This window comes from Phenylobacterium sp. FG114 (genome assembly GCF_057809855.1).
Genome location: NZ_JBMDKU010000004.1, coordinates 84,062 through 101,372, shown reverse-complemented (window position 1 = coordinate 101,372; position 17,311 = coordinate 84,062). Strand labels below are relative to the sequence as shown.

20 protein-coding genes are annotated in these 17,311 nt (G+C 69.9%); 11 read left to right on the top strand and 9 right to left on the bottom strand.

Annotated elements, in window-relative coordinates; genetic code table 11:
• Positions 1-45: 45 nt before the first annotated feature.
• Positions 46-2,811 (bottom strand): TonB-dependent receptor domain-containing protein, encoded by a 2,766-nt coding sequence (locus ACODSY_RS08020; RefSeq protein ID WP_488951195.1) that lies wholly within the window; start codon positions 2,809-2,811, stop codon positions 46-48.
• Between the two features lie 409 nt (positions 2,812-3,220).
• On the opposite strand from ACODSY_RS08020, the gene ACODSY_RS08015 reads away from it, so the two are divergent.
• The 4 genes from ACODSY_RS08015 to ACODSY_RS08000 all read left to right on the top strand — a co-directional run bounded on the left by ACODSY_RS08015 (position 3,221) and on the right by ACODSY_RS08000 (position 6,378).
• Complete coding sequence (locus ACODSY_RS08015; RefSeq protein ID WP_488951194.1) at positions 3,221-3,385, top strand: hypothetical protein; 165 nt, start codon at positions 3,221-3,223, stop codon at positions 3,383-3,385.
• A 109-nt stretch (positions 3,386-3,494) separates the two neighbouring features.
• A complete protein-coding gene (locus ACODSY_RS08010; RefSeq protein WP_488951193.1) occupies positions 3,495-4,631 on the top strand; it encodes a helix-turn-helix transcriptional regulator in 1,137 nt (378 codons plus the stop codon).
• A gap of 65 nt (positions 4,632-4,696) precedes the next feature.
• The gene (locus ACODSY_RS08005) at positions 4,697-5,635 is read left to right on the top strand and encodes a hypothetical protein (RefSeq protein WP_488951192.1); all 939 of its coding nucleotides are present in this window, start codon (positions 4,697-4,699) and stop codon (positions 5,633-5,635) included.
• Positions 5,635-6,378 (top strand): hypothetical protein, encoded by a 744-nt coding sequence (locus ACODSY_RS08000; protein WP_488951191.1) that lies wholly within the window; start codon positions 5,635-5,637, stop codon positions 6,376-6,378. The genes ACODSY_RS08005 and ACODSY_RS08000 overlap by 1 nt, the downstream gene beginning before the upstream one ends.
• Positions 6,379-6,404: 26 nt before the next feature.
• Here the strand turns inward: ACODSY_RS08000 and fghA are convergent, their stop codons facing one another.
• The gene (gene fghA / locus ACODSY_RS07995; protein ID WP_488951190.1) at positions 6,405-7,253 is read right to left on the bottom strand and encodes an S-formylglutathione hydrolase; all 849 of its coding nucleotides are present in this window, start codon (positions 7,251-7,253) and stop codon (positions 6,405-6,407) included.
• Between the two features lie 135 nt (positions 7,254-7,388).
• Between fghA and ACODSY_RS07990 the strand changes: the two genes are divergently transcribed.
• The 3 genes from ACODSY_RS07990 to ACODSY_RS07980 all read left to right on the top strand — a co-directional run bounded on the left by ACODSY_RS07990 (position 7,389) and on the right by ACODSY_RS07980 (position 8,908).
• The gene (locus ACODSY_RS07990; protein WP_488951453.1) at positions 7,389-7,760 is read left to right on the top strand and encodes an excalibur calcium-binding domain-containing protein; all 372 of its coding nucleotides are present in this window, start codon (positions 7,389-7,391) and stop codon (positions 7,758-7,760) included.
• A gap of 67 nt (positions 7,761-7,827) precedes the next feature.
• Positions 7,828-8,745 carry an EamA family transporter gene (locus ACODSY_RS07985; RefSeq protein ID WP_488951189.1) on the top strand — a complete coding sequence of 306 codons (918 nt, stop codon included), beginning with the start codon at positions 7,828-7,830 and terminating at the stop codon, positions 8,743-8,745.
• A 16-nt stretch (positions 8,746-8,761) separates the two neighbouring features.
• Complete coding sequence (locus ACODSY_RS07980; RefSeq protein WP_488951188.1) at positions 8,762-8,908, top strand: hypothetical protein; 147 nt, start codon at positions 8,762-8,764, stop codon at positions 8,906-8,908.
• Here the strand turns inward: ACODSY_RS07980 and ACODSY_RS07975 are convergent.
• Entirely contained in the window at positions 8,905-9,291 is a 387-nt protein-coding gene (locus ACODSY_RS07975) for a glycine zipper 2TM domain-containing protein (RefSeq protein WP_488951187.1), read from the bottom strand. The genes ACODSY_RS07980 and ACODSY_RS07975 overlap by 4 nt on opposite strands.
• Before the next feature lie 26 nt (positions 9,292-9,317).
• On the opposite strand from ACODSY_RS07975, the gene ACODSY_RS07970 reads away from it, so the two are divergent.
• Complete coding sequence (locus ACODSY_RS07970) at positions 9,318-9,899, top strand: hypothetical protein (protein ID WP_488951186.1); 582 nt, start codon at positions 9,318-9,320, stop codon at positions 9,897-9,899.
• Between the two features lie 3 nt (positions 9,900-9,902).
• Here the strand turns inward: ACODSY_RS07970 and ACODSY_RS07965 are convergent, their stop codons facing one another.
• The 4 genes from ACODSY_RS07965 to ACODSY_RS07950 are packed head-to-tail and all read right to left on the bottom strand — an operon-like array spanning position 9,903 to position 12,742.
• Positions 9,903-10,289, bottom strand: a complete 387-nt coding sequence (locus tag ACODSY_RS07965; protein ID WP_488951185.1) for a VOC family protein — start codon at positions 10,287-10,289, stop codon at positions 9,903-9,905.
• Positions 10,290-10,299: 10 nt separating this feature from the next.
• Positions 10,300-10,878, bottom strand: a complete 579-nt coding sequence (locus tag ACODSY_RS07960) for a TetR/AcrR family transcriptional regulator (RefSeq protein ID WP_488951184.1) — start codon at positions 10,876-10,878, stop codon at positions 10,300-10,302.
• Positions 10,879-10,930: 52 nt separating this feature from the next.
• A complete protein-coding gene (locus ACODSY_RS07955) occupies positions 10,931-11,902 on the bottom strand; it encodes a TSUP family transporter (RefSeq protein WP_488951183.1) in 972 nt (323 codons plus the stop codon).
• A gap of 6 nt (positions 11,903-11,908) precedes the next feature.
• A complete protein-coding gene (locus ACODSY_RS07950) occupies positions 11,909-12,742 on the bottom strand; it encodes a terminase small subunit-like protein (protein ID WP_488951182.1) in 834 nt (277 codons plus the stop codon).
• 404 nt (positions 12,743-13,146) lie between these two features.
• Between ACODSY_RS07950 and ACODSY_RS07945 the strand changes: the two genes are divergently transcribed.
• From ACODSY_RS07945 to ACODSY_RS07935, 3 genes are all read left to right on the top strand, one after another.
• Positions 13,147-13,344, top strand: coding sequence for a YdcH family protein (locus tag ACODSY_RS07945; RefSeq protein WP_488951181.1), 198 nt, complete (start codon positions 13,147-13,149; stop codon positions 13,342-13,344).
• 198 nt (positions 13,345-13,542) lie between these two features.
• Positions 13,543-14,019 carry an excalibur calcium-binding domain-containing protein gene (locus ACODSY_RS07940; protein WP_488951180.1) on the top strand — a complete coding sequence of 159 codons (477 nt, stop codon included), beginning with the start codon at positions 13,543-13,545 and terminating at the stop codon, positions 14,017-14,019.
• 461 nt (positions 14,020-14,480) lie between these two features.
• Positions 14,481-15,104: a phytanoyl-CoA dioxygenase family protein gene (locus tag ACODSY_RS07935; RefSeq protein ID WP_488951179.1), complete on the top strand. Its 624-nt coding sequence runs from the start codon at positions 14,481-14,483 to the stop codon at positions 15,102-15,104.
• Positions 15,105-15,151: 47 nt separating this feature from the next.
• Here the strand turns inward: ACODSY_RS07935 and ACODSY_RS07930 are convergent, their stop codons facing one another.
• Both ACODSY_RS07930 and ACODSY_RS07925 read right to left on the bottom strand, forming a co-directional pair.
• Complete coding sequence (locus ACODSY_RS07930; RefSeq protein ID WP_488951178.1) at positions 15,152-16,507, bottom strand: PIN domain-containing protein; 1,356 nt, start codon at positions 16,505-16,507, stop codon at positions 15,152-15,154.
• A gap of 206 nt (positions 16,508-16,713) precedes the next feature.
• Positions 16,714-17,199 carry a GNAT family N-acetyltransferase gene (locus tag ACODSY_RS07925; protein WP_488951177.1) on the bottom strand — a complete coding sequence of 162 codons (486 nt, stop codon included), beginning with the start codon at positions 17,197-17,199 and terminating at the stop codon, positions 16,714-16,716.
• Positions 17,200-17,311 lie beyond the last annotated feature (112 nt).

The window sequence follows — 17,311 nt, the reverse complement described above, 5'->3', positions numbered from 1 at the left end:
GCTGATCGAGGGCGCCGGGCGCAACAGTCGCGCCCGGCCATCTCCTCAGAATTGCGAGCGAATGCCGATTTTATAGTTGCGACCCACCGGCGGGAAATAGAGCCCGTTGCCGTTGAGGCGCAGTTCCGGCGGCGGGTCGGTGTCGAAGACGTTATTCACCCCCCCGAACAGCTCCAGCCGCTTGTCTTTGGAACCTGAGAGGCTGACCCGGGCGCTCAGGTCGAGATAGGTCCGGGCCGAGACGTGATTGTAGGTGACGCTGTTCGGCAAGTACGGGCTGTAGCCGTCCTGCTCTGGCCCGATCCAATCTGGATTTTGCAGGGCCTTCGGGATGTGGGCCACGTGCGCCGTCACCGAGTACCTGGGCTGGCTGTAGGTGACGACCGCATCGGCGCGCCACCGCGGCACGCCCAGGATGTTGGTGACCCCGCCGGAATTGCCCGTGAAGTTGGAAAGCTCCTTCTTCGTCCCGTTGGGGAGCAGGGTGGACAGCGTATCGACGTAGGAGGCGTTCAGCGAAACGCTGAGGTCGCCACTCATCCATTGCGCGACCTCGGCGAGATCGACGGCGTAGTTCGCGACGAGCTCGTAACCCCGGGTGCGGAGCTTGTTGATGTTCTGATAGGTCGCGAACAGCGCAAGGATGCGGTCAGGATTGCCGTTGGCGTCGGCGCCCAGCGTGCAGATCGCCGGGTTGGCTCCCGAGCGGCAGATGCTGATGGCGAGATTCGCCGCGGGGATGTCGATCGCCCCGTCGACCGAGATGTCGTAGTAGTCGACCGAGAGCTTGAAGTTCGGGAACCAGTCCGGCTGAAGCACCACCCCCGCGGTGAAGGTGTCCGCAGTCTCCAGCTCGAGGTCTGGGTTGCCGCCGCTGAGCGTCGGCATCAGGTACTGCACGCCGTACTTCGGATCAGCCAGCGACAGCGTCGTCGTGCTCTTGTTCGGATTGAGTTCCAGCGGCGACGGCGCGCGGATGTCGCGCGAGCGGGTGATGCGAAGCATGTACTGGTCGTCGGGTCGGTACACCGCGCCGACTTTCCAGGTCGTGGCGTTGCCAGACAGGCTGTAGTGCGTGCGTCGCACGGCGCCGTCGACGTCGAGAGACTTGCCCAGGGGCGAGTCCTTGAGGACGGGCACGCTGACCTCGAGATAGCCTTCCGTCACCTTCTGGGTGGTCGGCGGGAGGTAGGTCCAGGCGACCTGGGAGAAGCGCGCAGCCTTGCTGTTCGCGTCGTTCTCGCCCTCCGAGGCGCTGCTGCGGTACTCGACGCCCGCCGCGGCCGAGACCGGGCCGGCCCACCCCTCGAACAGGTCGCCCCTGACGTTGGCGGCGACGTTGTGATCGGTGAATTTGCGGGTCGACCAGGCGACCGTATTGATCCAGGCCGCCGCCTCGGGGCTGATCTTGCCAGGCCCCATGATGTTGGACGGAATGCAGCCGTTGGTCGGCGCCGTGATCGTCGTTCGGCAGATGATCGTGCCCGCCGCTATCCCCGGTAGGCCCGCAGGCGCCCGAACGGCGTCGATGGAGTCCTTGAAGCGCTGCTCAAGGCGGGAGTTGGCGTTGCTCTGGCGGCCCGTCGTTCGGCCGAACTGGTAGTAGGCGTCCCATTTCCAATCGTTGGCGAACTTGCCCTCCACGCCGGCGAAGGCATGCCAGGTCTCGTTCCTCGACGAATAGACGTTGGGGCCGAGTTCGTAGTTGATGCGGCTCACCGGAAGGAAGGTGGTGCGCGCGGCGTCCATCATCGCCGCCGTCGCAGGCGTGAGGTAGGCGTTGTCCCGCTGGATCCGCAGCGCGCCGTTCGGGTCGGATCGCGGGTTGGCCCCGGTCGGCCCGCCCCGAACCTCGGCGTAACCAAGCTCCGCCGAGACCGTGATGGCGTCGGTCAGGTCGTAGTTGACGTGGCTCAGGATAGACCCGTGCTTCGTGCCCACGACGAACGGTCCCACGGCGCCGTAGTAGCCTGTGATGCTGGGGTCGCCGCCGATCATCAGCGAGCTCGGCTTGGCCCGATTGTAAAGGCCGCCGAACTGGAAGGGGATGAGGTTGCCGCTGCTGTCGAACTGCATCCCCTGCAGCGGATGCACGATGGTGATCGAGCCGGCCGGGGTGAGCGACGTCACGACGTTGTCCGCAGCGACATTGGCCGGCAGGCCGTTGCTCAGCGCCGGATTAGTGGAGAAGAACGGGTTGGGGATGAAGTCGTGAAGGCGGCGGCTCCAGTCACGGCTCAACTCGGCGACAGGCCCCTCCTTCGAATACTCGCCGCCGATGACCAGATGACCGCGTCCGTCGGCGAACGACTTGCCCCCGGCCGCCGCGACATAGGTGTTCCGGGCGTCGCCCTGCTCGCTGACACCGTAGCTCGCTTCGGCCTTGAACCCTTCCAGCCGGGTGTCGGTGATGAGGTTCACCACGCCTGACACAGCTCCGGCGCCATAGGCGGCAGAGGCGCCTCCGGTGACGACCTCCGATCGCTGGATCAGGATCGAAGGGATCGAGTTGAGATCGAATGTGCCGTCGTCCGAACTCCCGACATGCCGACGGCCATCGATCAGGGTCAGCGTCCTGATCGCGCCGAGACCCCGCAGGTCCAGGCTGCGGCCCGCGATGTTCGCGCTCGAGCGGAAGGAATTGGTCGCCGGGCCGACGATCGGGCGGAAGGACGGGATTTGAGTGAGCGCGTCCCCGACGTTGGTGATGTTCAGATTCTGAGAGCGCTCCTGGCCGATCACGCTGACCGGCGTCGGGGAGTTGAAGCTGGTCCGTCCGAGGCGCGAGCCCGTGACGACGACCTCGTCCATCGTGGTTTCAGTCTCCGCACCCGGGCCACCGGTGGGATTCACCTGCGCCATGACGGGCGTTGCGCTGACAGCGGCGATCGCCGCGAGCACAGCGCTGGAGTTCAAAAGATTCGATAACCCCCTCGTACGCACACATTTCCCCCTTCGATTTCAAATATTTTTGCAAGTCAGGCGCGTTGTTGCGCGATGCACTCGTAGGTTGGCGCCCCGAAAACCGAGCTTCAGGCTGCCGTGACGTGCGCGGCTAAATTGCAGCCACGGCAGTCACCTAACCATCTGGATTTGATTGTTGCTTTGAAAGCCGCGCACCCAATGCTTGCCTTGTTGAGGGCGACCTTGGTGCACTGGGCGCGGGGACGGAAGCGCCGAGTTTTAGCTTTCCGCAGAGCGGAAGTCTCGGACGCTCCGCGTGCCACGCGACGTGGCCCACCTCGACGCGGCCGACCTCGACGCGACCATGACGCCTCTGGGGACCGGGGCGCCGGATCTGCCGTCCCATCGGGCGCGCGGCGATGAGCCGCCGCTGCCGCAAACCGCCAGCGCCGGCATCGATACCGCCCGCATTCCACGCTGACCGGCCGGCCGGGCTGGACAGGCCCGCGACTTCGCGATGATCTTCGCGGGGGCGGGTTCGTGGATCTCCGCACGCCAAGCGAATGTACTCGATCGGAAGGGGTCATGCGGTGGGCGCGCCCAAGGCATTCCACGCGATCGCCGACCTCGTCGGCCACGTCTACGACGCGGCGCTGGACCCCCAACTCTGGCCGGGCACGGCCGGCCGGATCGCCAAGGCCTTCGGGTCGACAAGCGCGGTGGTCAAGCTGCACGGCGACGATCAGCAGGTGCGGTTGCTGGAGACTACGACCAACCTCTCCGCGCCCGACGCCGACTGGGCCGACCACTGGCATAGCAGGGACCTGTGGGTGCAGCGTTCCCTCGGCGTGGGATTGTCGCGGATCGTCACCAGCGACGAACTCGTCATGCCCGAGGAGGTCGACCGCAGCGGCTTCTACCAGGAATGGCTGCCTGTGCTCGAAATCCACCACATGGTCGGCGCGGTGTTCGCCGCCGAGGGCGGGGCCGTCGGCGTTCTCGGGATCCACCGGCCGGTGGACGCGCGCGCCTACAGCCGCGGCGACCGCGCCCTGGCCGCGGCCTTCCTGCCTCACCTCGCCCGCGCCCTCCGGATTGGCGAGCGGCTGAATCAGGCTTCGTTCGCCCAGGCCGCAGCGCTGGAGAGCCTGGAGAGGTTGGACACCGGCGTGGTGTTGGCCGATGCGCGCGGCCGCGTCCGCCACATGAACGCCGTGGCAGAGGCGATGCTGGCGCGCGATGAGGGTCTCAGCGTTCGCGCCGGTCGCCTGCGCGCCGCTTCGCCTCGAGCGCAGGCCGCGCTCGCGACGGCGATTCGGCAGGCGGTGGAGACCGCGGCCGCACGCCGGCTGGGTGCGCCTTCGGCGGTGCGCCTCGAACGCGAAGGCCGCGCGGCGTGGACGCTCGCCGCGTCGCCCCTGCGGCCGCGCTGGGCGGCGCTGGCCTGGACGGAGCCCCTGGCCATCGTCCTGCTGCGCGACCCCGAATTTCCGCCCTACCGCATCGACCACCTGCGATCGCTGTTTTCGATGACACGGATGGAGGCCCTGACCGCCAGCGAACTGGCCCGCGGCCGCAGCGTGCCCGAGATCTCCAAGGCGCTGGGCGTCGGCGAGGGCACGGTGCGCACCCACCTCAAGCAGGTGTTGTCCAAGACGGGGACCCGCCGGCAGGCGGAGGCGGTGGCGGTTATCGCCCGCAGCGTCGCCGCCCTCCCGACCGCTTAGGCCGTCGCCCGGATCTATCCTGTTTGGGAGAGGAGGCCCGAAATCCGGCGGCTTAGCGTGCCGCCATGTCCAAGCTTTCCCAGACCCGTTTCATCGCCGCCTGCGCCCTGGGCCTCGTCGCCGCCGCCTGTGGAAAGAGCGGCCCCGTCAAGCCCGCCGAAACCAAGCCGCTGAAGCAGGGCGAAGGTCCGCACGGCGCGATGACCTACGGGGGCAAGAAGGTCGAGCTGAACTGTCCCCGCCGCTTCGACATGCCGCCGCCGGCCGCGGGCGCGCCGGTCGACGACATCCGCGGCCTCCGGCTGGGCGTGCCCTACGACGTGGCCGTGCGCTACGCCCAGTGCCCGGACGGTAAGGAGGCGGATTCGATCCTGGCCGAAGGCTTTGGCCCCAGCTTCTCGCGTGACAATCGTGGCCTGAAGATCCGCACCTCGGCCTATGTCGCGGTCGGCAAGCACCCTGAGAAGCCGAAGTACGACCGCAACCCGATGGACTTTAACCCATCCAAGGGGCTCGCCGAGGTCGACTCGATCTGGAAGTTCGTCGCCGACGGCATGCCGGGCAAGGAAGTCGTCTACGGCATCTGGCGGATCCAGCCCTTCGCGGAGGGCCAACAGCCGACGATCCAGAGCCAGGTCGATGCCCTGACGAAGAAGTACGGCCCGCCGGCGACGACCGACAACGACGGCCGCCGCCTGGCCTGGGTGCAGACCCCGGACGGCAAACCCGTGGCCGCCTACGATCGCGACCGCATCGGCCGGTGCAAGTATTCGGTCAGCGCCAGCAACGAAGAGCTGCGCTGGGGTCCGGAGTGCGGCCGGGTGATCGTCGCCGAGATCGAGCCTACGCAGAACCAGCAGCAGGCCCGCTCGGTCAGCGTGGCTGTGTTCGACCCCGCGCGGCTGTTCGACTACCAGGAGCACCGGTTCGAAACCGAGCGGGACGCGGTCGTCGCCGCCCAGGCCGCGACCTCGTCCAAGGGCGCCAAGGGCGGCGACTTCTGATGGGCCGCGCCGCGCTTTCCGTCTTCGCCGGCCTCGCCCTCGCGGCGTGTTCGCCGAAACCCGGCCCCGAAGACGCCGGCGCCGCGGCAACGCCAGCGTCCTCGACCGCGTCGGGCCACTCGCCCTCCGCCCTGGCCGGCGGCGCCATGCCGGCCGCCTCCACCGCGACCGCCGGCGGCGCGCCCTGTGCCGAGTATCGGGCGGACCCCGAACCGGGCGACATGGTGATGATCTACCACGCGGTCTCCGGCCTCGCGCCGCCGATGGACAAGTGGGCCGACACCATCCTCTACCGCTTCGACCGCCAGGGTGATCCCGAGGGGGCTTGGAAGCAGGCCAACGATCAGGTCAAGGCGCAGTACGCGGCGGTCGCGCCGGTGCGTTGCGTCACTCTTCGCACGGCGGCCGGCGTGCGCGCCTACGACCCGGCGCGGGGCGGCGTGATGATCGGCGCCCTGGGTCCCGACACCTACTATCCCTTCGCCGCGTTCGGCGAGCAGGTGCGGCTCAAGATCCGCAACGCCGAGGCGGTGTCAGTCTGGAAGCTGCCGCCCGACCGGGCCCAGGCGCTGCTCCGGGGAAGCTCGGGCCTGTCCGGCGCGAACGTGGTGGCCCGGCTGCGGATCGTTGCGGCTCGGCCGAGTTCCGGCGACGGCCTCATCGAGGCGGACGTCGACAGCTACGACCTGGAATCGGCCAACGGCGCCAAGCTGACGACCGTCTCGGCCTCCGGCGCGCCCTGACCCGAGCGGCCGCGGTCCTGGCCCTCCTACCCCCGCAGTCGCTCCGCGTGCCAGGCCACGTGGTCGGCGATGAAGGTGGCGATGAAGAAGTACGAGTGGTCGTAGCCCGGCTGCATGCGCAGGATTACGTTCTGGCCCGCCGCCTTGCAGGCCTCGACGAACAGCTCCGGCTTCAGCTGGGTCTCGAGGAAGCTGTCGGCCTCGCCCTGATCGATCAGGATGTCGTCGAACGTCCCCCTCGCCGCCCCCGCCTCGATCAGCCGGCAGGCGTCGTGTTCCGCCCATTGCGCGTCGTCCGGGCCGAGGTAGGCGGCGAAGGCCTTGCGGCCCCAGTCGCACCGGGTCGGCGACACGATCGGGGCGAAGGCCGAGACCGAGCGGTAGAGGTCGGGATGGCGCAGCGCCAGCGTCAGCGCCCCGTGCCCGCCCATGGAATGGCCGAAGATGCCGCGTTGGCCCGCCGCCGCCGGAAACGCGCCCTCCACCGCCGCGATCAGGTCGCGGGTGACATAGCTCTCCATCCGGAAGTGCGGCGTCCAGGGCGCCTCGGTGGCGTCGACGTAGAAGCCGGCCCCCTGCCCCAGGTCGTAGGCCGGATCGTCCGCCACGCCCTCGCCGCCCCCATGGTTCCGGGGGCTGGTGTCGGGCGCCACGATCATCATCGCGTGCTCGGCGGCGGCCGCATAGGCGCCGGCCTTGGTGGTGAAGTTGTCCTCGGTGCAGGTCAGGCCCGACAGCCAGTAGAGCACCGGGAAAGGCCCCGCGCCCGGCGGCGTGAACACCGACAGCTTCATCGGCGTGCCGGTGGCGGCGCTGTCGTGTCGGCCATAGGCCAGGGTCCCGCCCTGGGTCCGATGCTGCTGGATGATGTCCATCTGGCGACCTCCGTGACGCGGCGACTGCGCCCGCGTGTACCAAGCCCGCGCCCCGCCTGCGACAACTAGCCTCGCGATTTAACCAACGGCTTTCACCACGCCTTTTCCATCGTGGGCGATCTTGCAAGCGTGACTATGCAGCCCCTGTCGATCCCGACCCCCGAAGGTCCCGAGACCGTCGCCCTCCAGCGGCGGCTCTACCAGGCGTGGCTGCGCCAGATCGGGGCCCGCAGCCGCGGGCGCCACATCGTCCTCGGCGCCGTCGACGCCGTGCTGATCGCCTGCCTCGCGCTCTGCCTGTTCGCCATCGGCCTCGGTCTCGACCGCATGTACCCGGTCGTCCGTCCCAGCCTGAACCACGCCCTCCACGAGGACCTGCCGGTCCGCCCCTATCCCAGCTGCGAGGCCGCCCACGAGGCCGGCGTCTTCAGCATCCCCAAGGATTCCCCCGCCTACGCCCCCGAGCAGGACGGCAACAACAACGGCCTGGCCTGCGAGCCGGGCTGAGCGCGGCCCCGCCCTCCCGGCCGAACGAGACCTTCCGCCCCGCCGTCGCGCCCCCCATCCTGGCGCCATGAGTCGGACCCGGGCGGACGCCCTTGCCCTGATCCTGCCGTTCGCCGCCGTCATCGGCGCCACCTGCGCGTTCCAGGTGGGCGCCGCGCTGGCCAAGGGCCTGTTTCCCGCCGTGGGCGCCCAGGGCGCCGCCGCGTTGCGCCTGGTGCTGGGGGCCGCCATGCTGATCGCGGTGCTGCGGCCGTGGCGCAACTGGCCGGGGTCGAAGGCCCTGGCGCCCATGATCGGCCTGGGCCTCGCCACCGCCGGGGCCATCCTCTTCTTCTACCTGGCCATCGGCCGCCTGCCTCAGGGCGTGGCCATCGCGCTGCAGTTCCTGGGGCCGCTGGGCGTCGCCATCGCCCATTCGCGCCGCGCGGGCGACCTCGTCTGGGCCGCGCTGGCCGCCGCCGGGGTCTGGGGCCTGGTGGGTCACGACATCGCCGCCGATGGGCCGACGCGGCTAGACCTGCTGGGCGTGGGCTTCGCGCTCGCCGCCGCCGCGTCGTGGGCCGCCTACATCGTCTGGGGTCAGGCCGCCAGCCGCGCCTTCGGCCACGCGACCCCGGCCGTGGCGGTGGGCATCGCCACCCTCGTCGTCGTGCCGGTGGGGGTGCAGCACGCCGGCCTCGACGCCCTGCTCGACCCGCGCCTGCTGCCGTTGGCGCTGGCGGTCGCGCTGATCTCGACGGCGATCCCGTTCAGCCTCGAGATGTACGCCCTGCCGCGCATGCCGGCCCGCACCTTCGCCGTGCTCACCAGCCTGGAGCCGGCCTTCGGCGCGCTCGCGGGCCTGCTCATGCTGCACGAACGGCTGGCGCCGGCCCAACTGCTCGGGGTGACGGCCGTCATGGCCGCCGCCGCCGGCGCGGCCTGGTCCAGCAAGCCCCCAGCCCGCGGAAGTTCGGCCGACACGGCGGACATCCCACCCACCTGAGTGCTAGAAGCCCGCCATGACCGAGAACCGCCCAGATCCCCACGCAGACCCCGACGCCGCCCGCGACCGCCGCAACAAGCTCTTCGGCCGCCTCATGGTCATCGGGATGCTGCTGCTGGTGCTGGTCTACGTCGGCCCCATGCTGCTGGACATGTTCCGCTAGCAGCGGTCCTTGCGATCGATCTCGCGGCCCAGCAGCCCGCCGGCCGCGGCGCCCAGGATCGTGCCGGTCGCCCGGTTGCGGCCGCCGTCCAGTTCGCGGCCCAGCAGCGCGCCGGCCGCCCCGCCCACGATCAGGCCCGTCGTCCCGCCCGAGCGGCAGCTGCGGTAGGCGCGCCGCGGCTCCACATAGCGCTCGCGCTGATAGGCCCGCGGCGGCGCATAGCTCTCGCGGTAATAGACCGGCCGCTCGTCGTAATAGCGATAGACGCGCTCGTGCTTGTGATGCCCGCGCCCGTGTCCCCGCCCGTGGTCGTGCGCCATCGCCGCCGACGGGATCGCCACCGCCGCCACCGCCGCCGCCATCACCAGTTTGCGCCAGGTCATCTCTCGAACCCTCCATCTTCGCGTCGATGGCGAAGGGCTCCCACGACTCCGCTGCCGCCTGGCTGAAGACCGGTTTCAGGTTCGGTTCATCTTGCGGTTGTCACGGTCACGCTTACTGGGCGAGTTGGTGCGCGCCCGCCTATGCGGAGGGCCCGATCCTGCAGGTCACCCTCGTGCCGCCGCCGCTCCGGGCCGACCGCCGGACGCCGCCGCGTCGCCTGTCGGTCCGCCGCGAGCCTCGAGAGACCACGGTCGCGCCCCGCATCGCCGTGCCGCAGCCCGACCCCGCCCCGGTCCTGCCCGGCCCCGCTGCCCTCGCCGACGACCCGTCCGCCCGCGCCCGCCAGGCGCTGCGCGGCCTCGCGGGCTGCGATCGGCCCGGGCTCTCCCGCGACGAGCGCGAGCGCTGTGAGACCCGCCACTGGGCCGCGACGCCTCCGCCCGCGCGGCTCCACCTCGACCCGACCGGACGTTACGCCGAGAATCCCGAACCCTTCCTCTCCCGCCGCCCCGCCAAGGGCTGCCGCGTCCGCGCCGCCGGCGACATCGACGCCATGGGCGAGACCGGCAATGTTCGCGGCGGCGTCACCTGCGTCGTGCCGTTCTAGGCTTCAGCCCTGGGCGGCGGGCTGGAACAGCTCCACCACATTGCCCGACGGGTCCTCGGCCAGGATCTGCTGGCCGCCCGGGCCTTTCAGGATCTCGTTGCGGAACGCCACGCCCCGGCCCCGCAGCCGCGCGACCTCGCCCTCGATGTCCTCGACGACGAGCTGGAAGCGGTTCCAGCCCCCCGGCTCGGGCTGGCGGCCGTCGGGCATCGGCCGCCCCGCCGAGCTCGCCCGCCCGCTCAGCAGCACCCTGAGCGCGCCCTTCTCCACCGAGGCGAAGGCCGGCGCCGCGTTCAGCTGCACGGCAAAGCCGAAATGCCCCACGTACCAGTCCACCGACGCCTGCACGTCGCCGACCATGTACCGCACGTTCACCGAGGTCTCGCTCATAGGATCCTCCTCAAGCTTCCGGCGCCAGCGTGCGCCGCAACAGGGTCTTCAGCGCCGCCAGGGTCGCGTCGCGGTCCGCGCCGCCCGCCACCGCCCGCGGCGCCTCGTCGATGGCGGCGAACAGCAGCCGCGCCGTGGGGTCGGGATCCACCGGGGCGAACGCGCCCGCCTCCTGGCCCGCCCGGATGATCGCCGACAGCCGCGTCACGGCGTTGTCGCCCACCCCCCGGCGCTCGGCGAACTCGGAATGGAACAGCGCCTGGCCGATCCCCTGGCGGGCGCTCGCAAAGTCGACGTAGGCCGCCGCCAGGCCGTCCAGCACGCCCGGCCAGTCCACCGGGCGCTCCACCTCGGTGGGCAGCGGATAGGCCGCGTCGAATGCCGCCACCAGCCGCGCGCGAACGGTCTCCAGCAGGTCGTCCCAGGTGGGGAAGTAGAGGAAGAACGTGCCCTTCGCGACGCCCGCCTCGCGCACCACGTCCTCGACGCGCACCCGCGTCCCGTGGGCCTGCAGCAGCCGCTCCGCCGCCTCGACGATCTCCAGCTTCCGCGCCTCGGGCTGGAGACGCCGCCGCACTGGTCTGCCCATCGGAAAACCCGCTAATGACCTCAGGTCATTAACTACTGACCACCGGTCAGTGTCAAGCGCCCTCCGAAGCCTCCCGCCGCGCCGACCACAGCATGCTGACCGCCGCATAGGTCGCCACGACCACCACCAGCAGCCGCAGCCCGTCCAGCGGCAGCGACTTGACCACATAGGCCGCCACCAGCACCGCCGGGATCCCGCCCAGCGCCAGCCCCAGCGCCGCCGGCAGGCTGTAGCGGCCGCTGGCCACGAAGCGCCAGCCGCCCACCGGCATCAGGAAGGCGCACGACCCCATCATGATCGGAAACGCCGTCAGCGGGCTCATCCCCAAGAGGCTCACCAGGATCAGGCACGGCGCATAGAGCCCGATCCCCAGCATCATCAGCGCCCCCAGCCCGAAGTTGGCCGCCACCGCGAATGCCAGCTTGCCGCCCGACAGCCCCTCGGCCTCGCCGCCCGCCGGCATCACGCCCAGCACGCTGGCCAGGAACAGCCCCGCCGCCACCAGCAGCGCCAGCCCCATGGCCGCCTGCAGGACCCGCCGCGGCGCCCGCGCCACGAAGCCCACGCCCAGCCAGGCCCCCGCCACCGCCGCGGCGATCATGCTCACCAGGGTCAGCGGCTCCACCTTGACCACGGCGATGAAGATCAGCGCCTGCGCCACGGTGGCCAGGGCGTGGCCCACGTTCATGGTGCCGGGGATCAGTTCGTCCGGCACGCGCCGCAGCAGCTTGAACGCCGCCGTCGTGGTGGCGAACGCCCCCACGCCCAGGGTGTCGAAGAAGTTCGCCACCGCCCCGATGGCCAGGTCCGCCGGCCCCGGCCACCGCCGCCCGCCCGCCGCGCCAGCCTGCGCCGCCCGACCCCGCTCGATCCGCTGCCAGCGGAACACGAACACCCCGGCCACGACCACCAGCGCCGCCAGCACCAGCGGCGTCACCGCCACGCCCGCCAGCCCCGCCGCCGTCTCGCCCGCCGCTCCCGCTTCCTGCAAAGCCAATCCCCCGCGCCGGGCCGAGGCGAGCACGCCGCCCTATCCCGCGCAACCCCGCAGCGCCGCCCGAAAGGCCGCGTTGGCCGCCGCGTTCATGGTCGCCACCTCCGCCTCGCTCAGCGCCCCCGAGCGCACCTGCGCCTTGATGCCGTCGGCCTCCGCCTGCGGCAGGCCGCGCACGGCGCCCGTCACGTCCAGCACCTTCTTCTCCGGCGTCACCGCGAAGTGGCGCACCTCGAACACCGGCCGCGCCGCCGCCCGCGCCGCCGCTTCCGCCGCCGCCGCCGCGATCCGCGCCGCCGCCACGGCTTCCAGGTCCGCCGCCCGCCCGTACTTGCGCGGCGACAGCCGCGTCACCCGCCACTTCAGCGTCTGGATCTTCAGCCGCGCCGTCGGCACGGTGTCCTCCGTCGCGTCGCACGCGATCCGCCAGGCCAGGTCGAACAGCCGGTCCGCCTGCGCCGCCCGCGCCCGGCCATAGGCCTCGGCATACTCCGGCCGCTCGTCCAGCCACCGCATGACGGTCGAGACCACCGGCATGTCCGGCTCGGCGCACACCTCGCGCAGCCCCCGCCCCTCCGCCACGCGCGACAGCACCTCCGCGGCCAGCTTGGGGTTCCAGCGGTGACAGCGCCGCCGTGGCGGAAACCGCTCGGCCGCGCGGGCCTTCGCAGCCTCCATCATCTCGTTCAGTTCCGGATTGGCCAGCAGCCACGACACGAAGGTCGACCGCTGCGGCATCGTCGGATCGCGGCACACGTCGGCCACGCTCTCCCCCGCCTCGATGCGCGCGCAGGCCTGCTGCGTCAGCGCCACCTTCCGCACATACGCCGACCGCTCATAGCGCCTGCGCGCCACGCTTCCGTTCGTCATCGCCATGTCCCTGAAAACCCGCCGTCGCGCGCGGACCCCAGGGCCCCAGGCGCACGTCACAACGCTGACAGAAATCTCGCAGATCCGCGCGCGAATGTCAAGAACAAATGACGAACATAACGCCTCACCGACAGCCGCCCCCGCCTGCGCGCCCCGCCAGGACGGCGACGGCGGATCCCGTCGACCGCCCCCCGCCCGCGCCAGACCTCGAAATTTTTTGCCGCCTCGGGTCTTGCGAAGCTCCGACGAGCTTCCGATGTCATCGACGCGGGACCGGGCCCCTCTGACGATCGACGACGATCGTGATGTCGGACCGCACAGGTGCGCCTGGGGCCCGGTGAGCAAAGCCTCTCCCCCTAAGCAGCCCAGCGGGCTCTAGGCGCGCCTCCACATCGGAGGAGCAAATGAACCATCATCGCATCTGGCGTCTTCGCAACCTTCACCGCGAGCTGAAGCAGTTGATCCGCGAGGAGGAACGCCGGGCCAAGCCCGACGCCCTGATCCTCAGCGACCTCAAGCGCCGCAAGCTTCAGGTGAAGGACGAGCTGTTCCTGGCGGAAGCCGGCCCTGCGCCGGTGACCACCCACATGAGCCACGGCTGATCGCATCCGGGAGGCGCGCTGCGGCGCGCCTCCCGACCGCTCCGGAAAAGACGACGCTGGCCGACCGCCCGCCGAGGCCGGCGCAGGTCGGCTGGAGCTCGGATGGCGGAGGGGGCAAGCCTCGCCGCCGGCATGTCTCCCCGCACTTAACCCTTCCCGTTCACGCCCCCTTACCCAGCGCAACCACAACCTTGCCGCGTGAACACCCGCACCACACCGCTTCGCGCCCTCGAAGGCCCCGGCAGCGCCCAGCGCGCGCGCCAGCTGCAACGCCGCTTCCGCCAGGCTGAGCGGCAGGCCGCCCGGGGCCCCCTGGCGCGCCTCGGACGGCGCCTGCTCGTCGCCTACTGGGCCGCCTGCCTCACGGTCATCGCCCTGGGCCTCGACAGCCTCTACCCCGACGTCCGCCCCGCCCTCGCCGCCCGCTTCCCCCCCACCGCGCAAGCACCGGCGGCCGCAGCCGCCATCCCGTCCGACACGCCTGTGGAAACCGCCCCGCTGCTGGAGCGCACCCTTCCCCCGCCCCAGCCCGCACCGGCGCCCGACCTCGACCGCCCCTTCCGCACCTGCGCCGCCGCCCACGCCGCCGGCGTCTACGACATCCCCGCCGGCTCCCCCGCCTACTCGCCCCACCAGGACGGCGACGGCGACGGCCTCGCCTGCGAGCCGTACTGAGCCCTCACTCGCCTCGTCATGGCCGGGCCTGACCCGGCCATCCAAGCGACGCTCTCGGCCGGCATGACGCGCGCTGCGCGGACTCTGGAATGGATGGCCGGGTCAGGCCCGGCCATGACGAGCGGTTGGGTGTGAAAGGCGCGTCCTTCAGGACGCACCCCACCCTGAAGGCCATGGTCAGCCCCTGCCAGCCTCTGGAGATTGGTCAAGGATTGGGCCGGCCCCCGGACCAACCGCCCCAGCGGCGGCCCGCCAGGGCCGTCCTTGAGGAAGCGGAAGAGGCTGGCATGCTGCGGCGGGCCGACTGGATGGCAACGTCCATGCGCCAGTTCCCGAACTTGGGTACGCGGCGGGAAACGAACCTTCGTTGAGCAAGCCGCGGCGGGGCGGTAAGCAGCCGCATGCCTCCGCCGCACGCTCAACTTGAACTCGGTCGAGATGGTGCCGAGTTATCTTCACAAGTGCTCGACAGTTCCACTCTTGCTGCCTTGGAACGGGTGCTTGCGGGCCAACCGCACAACGTTGCTGGCGTGAGGCTCTTCGGCGTGGGAGACCTGCTGCCCTTCCTTGCGAGCGACGGCCCGATCGGATCCCTCGAAGCGCGATGGCTGGGTGAGTCTGCCCAGCCCGTCCGGGCCATTCTCTTCGATAAGACTCCAACGGCGAACTGGTCGTTGGCGTGGCATCAAGACCGCGTGGTGGCGGTGCGTGAGCGCATGGATGTTGACGGCTTCGGACCTTGGACGCGCAAACACGGCGCGTTGCATGTCGCGCCACCCTTCGAGGTGCTGGAGCGCATGCTCACATTGCGTGTCCATCTGGACGCGGTGCCTGAGACGAACGCCCCACTGCTCGTTGCGCCCGGCTCGCATCGTCTTGGCAGGATCCCCGAGGCTGATATTCGAGGTGTCGTGAGCGAGTGCGGCATCGCGATGTGTCTCGCTGAGGCCGGCGACGTCTGGACCTATGCCACCCCAATGCTACACGCGTCCGAAAGGGCGTCAGTGGCAACACACCGCCGCGTGCTGCAGGTTGACTACGCCGTCGACGAACTTCCCGGTGGATTGCAGTGGCTTGGAGTCTGACTGGCGCCGACTGTGGCGCTGGCTCATATGGGGCTCGACCGAAGTGGTCACTCTTTAGGCTTGCCCATCTCCTCCTCGATGAGATCGGCCATCCAAGTCGGAAGCCGACGAACTACGGCAGGCGTGCTCCAATCCGCCAATCCGGGTTCAAAGCTTAAGGTCGCACTAGCAACTATGGGCTTCGCCATATTCGTCGCGCTGATCTCAAGATCGATGGCCCCTCCCGCGTCGTCGGGGCCGACGACAAATACGGCTTTCACGCGCCGCTGTTCTGGACGGAATTCTTCACAAGTCAGGACTGCCTCACGTTCGCCAGTCGGCTTTTCGAGCCAGTAGAATCCGGTCGGGTCTCGGCGCGGCTCCCGCAGATCGGCCAAGGGACGGTGAAACATGGGGAGCTCATAGCGCTGTGGGGCTTTAGGCCTGTGGATGCGCGGGAGCGACCCACCGTAGCTCTCCATGCCGGAGCGGTCTCCGAAGAGCGCGAGCCCCTGCGAACAGGTAATGGCCGTCCGAAGATTGACGGCAGTCACGTGGCTGCTGTTGTAGATTTCATAGCGCACCTCGCCAAACCGCAGCGCCCTCGTCATAAGTTCGTGCAATCGCGCAAACTGCATCCGCGATTTCTCGATGAAAGCGTCGTATTCGGCATAGTACTTATCGACAGCATACTCGGTTATTGTGCCGAAGGATCCGCCGATATCCCAAGGCTCACGACGGTCTGCTTTGACATGCTGGCGAGGCAGCCTCGACCGCACCTCGGCCAGCAGCCGCTCCTGTACTTGCAGCGACAAAGGCGGCAGCTGCGGAATCAAGAGACGCAGCTGGCCGTCTGCCGCGTCGCAAAACCCGGCTTCCAAAACAGGACGCGTAGATTTCGCTGCGGCGAGATCCCTTTCTAACTTGGCGATCCTTTGCTCAGCCTGGTCCTGTTGCGGTGGCAACGCCCAAGAGTCCGGTGCCCGGTAGGCGTTCAGGCCAACGTTGCGCGCGCGAATGATCGGTCCGGCGTCGAAGCTCAGCAGTGATGCCGGCTCGGCTCCGGGCTCACTGAGCGCTGCCGCCACGAGCTGATCATCGGGCCTCGTCGGATCGAGTCGCGGGAATGCCGACCAATCCACCCGCGGAGCCACGGCGACGACCAACCACACGGCGTTCGGCGTCTTCCGAAGCTGGATTCGCATCCCTGGCTCGGCTGAAGCGGAAAGGATTTGCTTGAGGGCCGCCCGACACCGATCGCGGATTCGCCCACTCTTCTCAACCTTCAGCCGATCCAGTTCGTCGACAACGATCGGGGCGACGAGAACTTCGACATCGCCGGACCGTAGATCCGCCCAGGGGAGATCCTTCAGGTCACGGAGGTGAATGAAGCAGTTGGTGTCGACAAAGATCCGATTCGACATGCGCGCATCGTAGCGAAACGCTTACCTCCCCGCGATCTAGCGACCGCCCGATCAATCTGGTTGGCAGGCGGGGTGGGGGCAACCTCGCCAACCCTTTAGATTCACATGTTCTACCAGCGGGCCGCCCCGTTGGGCGGATGCCGTGGGCACAATCGTCTGCGCGTAGCGTGTAGGAAGCGGGCTCGGGGAACGTCCCCCACTCCCCCTTAAACCCCCCGCTCAAAATACCGCACCGCCTTGCCGCCCTCCGGCAGCACCGCGGCCCCCACCTCCACGAACCCCAGCCCCGCGTGGAACGCGTCCGACGCCGGGTTCGGCGGGTCGGAATTGACCTCGCACACCACCCGCACATGCCCGGCCGCCCGCGCGGCGTCGAACAGGGTCTCGTACAGCGCCCGCGCCAGCCCCCGGCCGCGCGCCGCCTCCGCCACCACGATGCGGTCCACGTAGACGAAGCGGTCGTAGCGGTCGCGGAACCACAGGAAGTTCGGGCTGTCGTAGGCGGCGTCCTGGTCGAAGGCGATCAGCAGGGCGTCGTCCAGGCCCACCCGCCGCGCCAGAAACGCCTCGCCCACCATGGCCGCCAGCTTCTGCGGCTCCAGCCACGACAGTTCCTGCGCGTGGGCGTTGTTCAGCGCCAGCAGCGCCGAGCCCACCTCGCCCTCCAGGTCCGCCACCGTCACCGCCTGCACGCCACGCCCTCCGCCGAATCCGCCGCAGGATAGCCGACCCGCGCCACGGTTCGCCTGGCGCGCGACGCGCTCGCCGCGCAGGCGAAGCGGACCGGGCGTCCGTCGTTCAGGT

Bases quoted from the DNA above. Each gene is read 5' to 3' on its own strand.
- ACODSY_RS08020 (WP_488951195.1), bottom strand. From the start codon at position 2,811: ATGGACGAGGTCGTCGTCACGGGCTCGCGCCTCGGACGGACCAGCTTC.
- ACODSY_RS08005 (WP_488951192.1), top strand. From the start codon at position 4,697: ATGTCCAAGCTTTCCCAGACCCGTTTCATCGCCGCCTGCGCCCTGGGC.
- ACODSY_RS08000 (WP_488951191.1), top strand. From the start codon at position 5,635: ATGGGCCGCGCCGCGCTTTCCGTCTTCGCCGGCCTCGCCCTCGCGGCG.
- fghA (WP_488951190.1), bottom strand. From the start codon at position 7,253: ATGGACATCATCCAGCAGCATCGGACCCAGGGCGGGACCCTGGCCTAT.
- ACODSY_RS07990 (WP_488951453.1), top strand. From the start codon at position 7,389: ATGCAGCCCCTGTCGATCCCGACCCCCGAAGGTCCCGAGACCGTCGCC.
- ACODSY_RS07985 (WP_488951189.1), top strand. From the start codon at position 7,828: ATGAGTCGGACCCGGGCGGACGCCCTTGCCCTGATCCTGCCGTTCGCC.
- ACODSY_RS07980 (WP_488951188.1), top strand. From the start codon at position 8,762: ATGACCGAGAACCGCCCAGATCCCCACGCAGACCCCGACGCCGCCCGC.
- ACODSY_RS07975 (WP_488951187.1), bottom strand. From the start codon at position 9,291: ATGACCTGGCGCAAACTGGTGATGGCGGCGGCGGTGGCGGCGGTGGCG.
- ACODSY_RS07970 (WP_488951186.1), top strand. From the start codon at position 9,318: ATGGCGAAGGGCTCCCACGACTCCGCTGCCGCCTGGCTGAAGACCGGT.
- ACODSY_RS07965 (WP_488951185.1), bottom strand. From the start codon at position 10,289: ATGAGCGAGACCTCGGTGAACGTGCGGTACATGGTCGGCGACGTGCAG.
- ACODSY_RS07960 (WP_488951184.1), bottom strand. From the start codon at position 10,878: ATGGGCAGACCAGTGCGGCGGCGTCTCCAGCCCGAGGCGCGGAAGCTG.
- ACODSY_RS07950 (WP_488951182.1), bottom strand. From the start codon at position 12,742: ATGACGAACGGAAGCGTGGCGCGCAGGCGCTATGAGCGGTCGGCGTAT.
- ACODSY_RS07945 (WP_488951181.1), top strand. From the start codon at position 13,147: ATGAACCATCATCGCATCTGGCGTCTTCGCAACCTTCACCGCGAGCTG.
- ACODSY_RS07930 (WP_488951178.1), bottom strand. From the start codon at position 16,507: ATGTCGAATCGGATCTTTGTCGACACCAACTGCTTCATTCACCTCCGT.